5 protein-coding genes are annotated in these 5378 nt (G+C 55.1%); all 5 read left to right on the top strand.

The window, feature by feature from the left end:
• Positions 1–83: 83 nt before the first annotated feature.
• Complete coding sequence (locus tag GX108_07290) at positions 84–1550, top strand: leucyl aminopeptidase (protein ID NLO56835.1); 1467 nt, start codon at positions 84–86, stop codon at positions 1548–1550.
• 372 nt (positions 1551–1922) lie between these two features.
• Positions 1923–2774, top strand: a complete 852-nt coding sequence (panB, locus tag GX108_07285) for a 3-methyl-2-oxobutanoate hydroxymethyltransferase (GenBank protein NLO56834.1) — start codon at positions 1923–1925, stop codon at positions 2772–2774.
• 42 nt (positions 2775–2816) lie between these two features.
• Positions 2817–3713: a branched-chain-amino-acid transaminase gene (gene ilvE, locus GX108_07280; GenBank protein ID NLO56833.1), complete on the top strand. Its 897-nt coding sequence runs from the start codon at positions 2817–2819 to the stop codon at positions 3711–3713.
• A gap of 84 nt (positions 3714–3797) precedes the next feature.
• Positions 3798–4931, top strand: coding sequence for an ABC transporter substrate-binding protein (locus GX108_07275; GenBank protein NLO56832.1), 1134 nt, complete (start codon positions 3798–3800; stop codon positions 4929–4931).
• 157 nt (positions 4932–5088) lie between these two features.
• Positions 5089–5378 (top strand): branched-chain amino acid ABC transporter permease (locus tag GX108_07270; GenBank protein NLO56831.1); only part of this gene is annotated, 290 nt, incomplete at its 3' end.

The raw sequence follows: 5378 nt of genomic DNA, 5'->3' as shown, positions 1-5378 counted from the left end.
TCAGGGGATGCCTCCACCGCATCGCTGAAATATGATATTGTTGGCCGACTGGCAGGAATGAAAAATTGGGTGGAGGTGCGGCGATGCGTATCGGGACGACTGACAGAAAGCCCTCCGAATGGGGCGGTGACGCGCTGGCCCTTTTCGTACCCGAGGGCAAGATGGACCTGCTGGACGGACTGGGGTTCGAAGCGGCGGATCGGGTGAAGCGGAAGGCTTCAAGGCTCAACTTCACCGGCAAGGAGGACGGTTTCCTCGCCGTGGATCTCGACCAGGGTCCCGTCGGGAGCATCTACCTTGCAGGCCTTGGAAAGGGCGATGAAATACCCCTCGACCGATGGCGTCGGGGTATGGCCCTCGCGGTGAGGCAGGCCGGAAAGGACCGTCGCAGGAAGATGATGGCTCTTCCCGGCGAAGGCACGACCACGGAGGTCGCTTCCGCCCTGGCCGAAGGGGCTCTCCTTTCGGAGTACGCCTTCGAAAAATACAGGACCCGGGTTGAACCGGCAGAAAAACCGGAGCCCCTGGAGGAATTGCTTATCCATGGAGCTTGTGAGGGCTCCATTAGAAACGGTTCCGTGCGCGCGGGGGCCCAGAACTACGCCAGGGACCTGGCCAACGAGCCCGGCAACGTGATCAGCCCGGCCGAATTGGCTACGCTGGCCTCGGCAATGGCCCGGGAGCGCGGGCTCGAATGCGAGATCATCGATGAAGTGAAGATGGGCGAAATGGGGATGAAGGGTATCCTCAGCGTTGGTTCGGGCTCCCATAACCCACCGAGGTTGATACACCTCGTCTACCGCCCCGAAGGTGCTTCCAGGGATCGGATAGCCTTCGTCGGAAAGGGTCTCACCTTCGACAGCGGAGGGCTGAATATCAAACCCGGCGATTACATGAGGAGCATGAAGGGCGACAAGACGGGGGCCTGCAACGTCCTCGCCATCATGAAGGCCGTGGCGGAGACCAAGCCTGACCTCGAGGTCCACGGTTTCGCCGGTGCGGCGGAGAATATGCCCGGCGGGGGCGCCTACCGGCCCGATGACATCATCAGGATGTTCAACGGCAAGACCGTCGAGGTGGACAACACCGACGCCGAGGGAAGGATAGTCCTGGGCGACGTGCTGGCCTACGCATCGGGGCGGAAACCCTCGGTCATCATCGACATGGCGACCCTGACAGGCGCCTGTGTCGTGGCCCTCGGGCCCTATACGGCGGGAATCTTCGGCAACGATGAGGGGCTTGTCGCCTCCGTCAAGGAAACCTCGGGAAGGACCGGCGAGAGAGTCTGGGAACTTCCCATGGACGACGAACGCCTGAAAAAGAAGATCCGCTCCGAAATCGCCGATGTGCTCAACACCGGGGGAAGGTACGGCGGCGCCATCACGGCGGCCATGTTCCTCCGCGAGTTTGTTGGCGAAGGCATCAAGTGGCTGCACATGGACATCGCCGGCGTGGATTCTTCCGACGAGGAGTACGGTTATTACAGAAAAGGCGCCACCGGTTTCGGCGTCCGTACCTGCCTCAGTTGGCTTGAATTTTATGGAGTTTGAAGGGAGTAATAAAGGCCTCCTTGTTTCCGTACCCAAAAAGACGGCGATAGAAACGTCCCGAAAGGATTGATGTTCTCCCTCCCCGCACATTCTTTGGGACAGGGACAGCTTCATCGGGTGAGGAAATGGCACTGCTTTACTCTTATCCCGGGGAGGGACGCTGAAGACTTTTTGAGCCGCTGCTCTAAGGTTGTTCTTTCGGCAGGTTGGCGCTGTTTTTTTGCCTTGCTGTTCCCTGGTTCGTCCTTATTGGGACAAGCAAGGATGAAGGATCGGGAAAGGGAAGGGGCGCCCGTAGGATTTCTCAGCACTTCATTCTTCGGGCCCAGGATATGAAAATAGTGCTGAAAATACCAGGGGGTGAGTTTGAACATGGCAAAGGTCACGATCCAACAGATGCAGCGCATGAAGGATGACGGAGAAAAGATCTCAATGGTCACCGCTTATGACTATTCGCAGGCCGTGCTTGTCGAAAAGTCCGGCATAGAAATGGTCCTGGTGGGAGATTCTCTCGCAATGACGACCCTTGGGCATTCCGGCACCACGGCTCTTACCACCGAGGAAATGATCGCCCACATCAAACCTGTTGTTAGAGGTGCTCCCTCCCCATTAATAGTCGGTGACCTGGTCTTTGGTTCCTACAACGAGAGTGTTGCCCAAGCCGTCAGTTCCGCCAACCGCCTGATCAAGGAAGGGGGTTGTGACGCTGTCAAACTCGAGGGTGCCCATGTTGAAAAAATCAAGGCCATCGTGGAGGCGGGAATTGCCGTCCAGGGACATCTAGGTCTGACTCCTCAGACCTCTGTACTGCTTGGGGGCTTCAAGGTCCAGGGTAAGGATATGGAAGCCGCGAGGAAGCTCCTGGAAGATGCGAAAGAGGTGGAGAAAGCGGGCGCCTTTTCCATCGTTCTTGAATGTGTGCCCGAGGAACTGGGCCGCGCCGTGTCCAAAACTCTTTCGATACCTGTGATAGGGATAGGCGCCGGAAGGTATTGCGACGGCCAGGTCCTTGTTTTCCATGACATGCTGGGACTTTTCGACAAATTTACCCCGAAATTCGTTAAGAAATACAGGGACGTCGGCAAAGATATTGTTGAGGCTTTCACCCAGTTCAAAAAGGAGATCAAAGAGGGTTCATTTCCGTCCGAAGAAAATACCTTCGGAGGCTTGTCCAGGCCGGAAAGTGATTCCCTGTTGGAGGAATTTGATCGACAAGGAAGCTGATGATTTAATTTTAGGCTATAATCTACCTTCAGATCCTGAAAGATGAGAGGAGGCACCGCGGTGACAGCTTTTCCTGACCTTAAAATCTACGTCAATGGTTCCTTCGTCCCGGCCGACCAACCCTGCATATCCGCCTTTGACAGGGGCTTTCTGTATGGGGACACGGTTTTCGAGGGTATAAGGGAATATGGAGGAAAGGTCTTCAAACTGACGGAGCACATCGATAGGCTTTTCCGGTCGGCTAAGATAATGGCGATGACGATTCCCCTTACCAAGGAGGAATTCGCGGAAGCGATCTTGGGCACGCTCAGGATAAATGGCCTGCAGGATGCCCATATCAGGCCTCTTGTTTCAAGAGGCCAGGGGCTGGCCGTTGGCCCTGAAAAGGATTCATCCCCCACGGTTGTCATTATTGCCCATCCCTGGCCGTCCTTTCTTGGTGGGGAGGGCATTTCACTGAAAACGGTCTCGGTCAGGAAAATCCCGGCAGACAGTTTCGATCCGAGGATAAAGTGCACCGGGACTTACGTGAATGGTGTAATGGCCAAGATTGAGGCTAACGCTGCCGGCTGTGACGAGGCCCTTCTCCTTGACTGGCAAGGTTACGTTGCGGAGGGACCCGGATCCAACTTCCTGATCGTTTCCGAGGGTGCCCTTCTATCCCCGCGGCATCAATCCATTCTGAACGGCATAACCAGAAAAACCATACTCGAATTGGCTTCCCGCCTGGGACTCCAGGTTCGGGAGACCGATCTGACCTTGTCCGACGTTTACACCTCCGATGAGGCCTTCATGTGCGGGACGGGGGCCGAGATCAGCCCGGTAAGCATGGTCGATGGCCGATTGATCGGGGCGTCGACCCCGGGACCCGTTACATCCAACCTGATGAAAGCTTTCAGGGAGGTGGTGAGCGTAGAAGGTACCCCGGTATATAGCTGACGACCAAGCAAATGAGGTTGTGGAATTAAGTTTTCATGGAAAAGGGATCCAGGTTATCATTATTGGAATGAGGTGAAGGAAAAAGTGAAAAGCAAGGGGCTAGTATTCGTACCACTTTGCATTTGTCTTCTTTTTTCCGGGGTTTCGGGAGCCTTTGCCGAAGAAACTATCAAGATAGGCAATATCGCTCCGCTGACAGGCCCGATCGCCACTTATGGGCAGAGCCATCGTAACGGGGTCCAACTGGCGGTAGACCTGGTCAACAAAGATGGAGGCATCCTGGGCAAGAAGGTCGAACTAATCAACGAAGATGACCAGGGTGACCCCGTGGTGGGAGCAAGCGCCGCCCATAAACTGATTGAGAGGGACAAGGTTGTGGCTATAGTCGGGCCGGTCCCAAGCACCATCGGGATGGCGGTAGCGCCGATCGCGGAGAATGCCAGGGTCCCAATGGTTGTAACCGGTACCAACCCTGCCATCACTCCGGGCAAGAATTACGTATTCAGAAGCTGCTGGACCGATGATTTTCAGGGAGTGGTAATGGCGAAATTTTGCAAGGAAGAACTCAAGGTTGGCACCGCCGCGGTGCTCTATGATCTGGGAAATGATTATGCCAAGAGTGTAGCCGAGGTTTTCATCAAGAATTTCCAGGAACTTGGAGGAGAGATCTTTACGGTCCAGACACACCCGACGGGGGCGATGGATTTCAGGGCCCAGCTGAGCATAATAAAAACTCATGCGCCCGAGGTCTTTTTCTTCTCTGACTTTTATAACGATGCTAACCTGATAGGCAGGCAGGCCCGCGAGGTGGGCATCGATGCGATGTTTGTCGGATCCGATGGTTGGGATTCGCCCGATCTGGATCTCAAGGCCCTGGACGGTGCTTTTTATTGCAGTCATTTCTCCAAGGAGGACCCTCGTCCTGAGACCAGGAAATTTGTTGACGATTACAAGGAACAATACGGAACCGAGCCGGATCTTCTTGCGATCATGGGTTATGATGCTGCCCTCCTGGTCATGAATGGAATAAAAAATGCCGGCACCACCGACAGGGAAGTCGTCGCCAAGGCAATAGCAGCGACGGAAGGTCTGACGGGCGCGCAGGGAGATATTACCCTTGACGAAAAGGGCGACCCCAAAACTCTCCCCGCTGCCATACTGAAGATTGAAAACGGGAACATCAAGTACCTGATGAGCTTCCAGCCTATCACGAAGTAAAAATAACACCGATGGGGGGGCAGGCCCTTTACCTGCCCCCGTCTTTTGTCCCCTTTCTCCCGGGGTCCGGAAGGACCCTTCTGTTTTGCCTTGCAAGGCAAGGGAAATTATATAGGGATCACGGTTTTAGCGACAGAGAGAGGCGGTGTCTTGCTTAATGGAGCTAATCGTCATGCAACTGGTCAATGGCCTGCAGCTCGGGGCGATCTATGCCCTGATGGCCCTGGGATACACCATGGTCTACGGCATTCTGAAACTTATAAATTTCGCCCATGGTGATCTTTTGATGATCGGGGCATATTCGGCTTACTTCCTGGTGGTTGCCGGGTTGCACATCAGCATAGCCTTCCTCGCCGCAATGGTCATATGTGGAGCCTCAGCCATCCTGATTGACAAACTTGCTTACAAGCCCCTGCGGTCACAGCCTCGCTTGAAAGCTTTGATCAC

Origin of the sequence: Thermovirga sp., assembly GCA_012523215.1 — a bacterium.
Lineage (GTDB): Bacteria > Synergistota > Synergistia > Synergistales > Thermovirgaceae > 58-81.
Note: the sequence above shows the minus strand (reverse complement) of the source record. Positions and strands in the feature narration are given on the sequence as shown.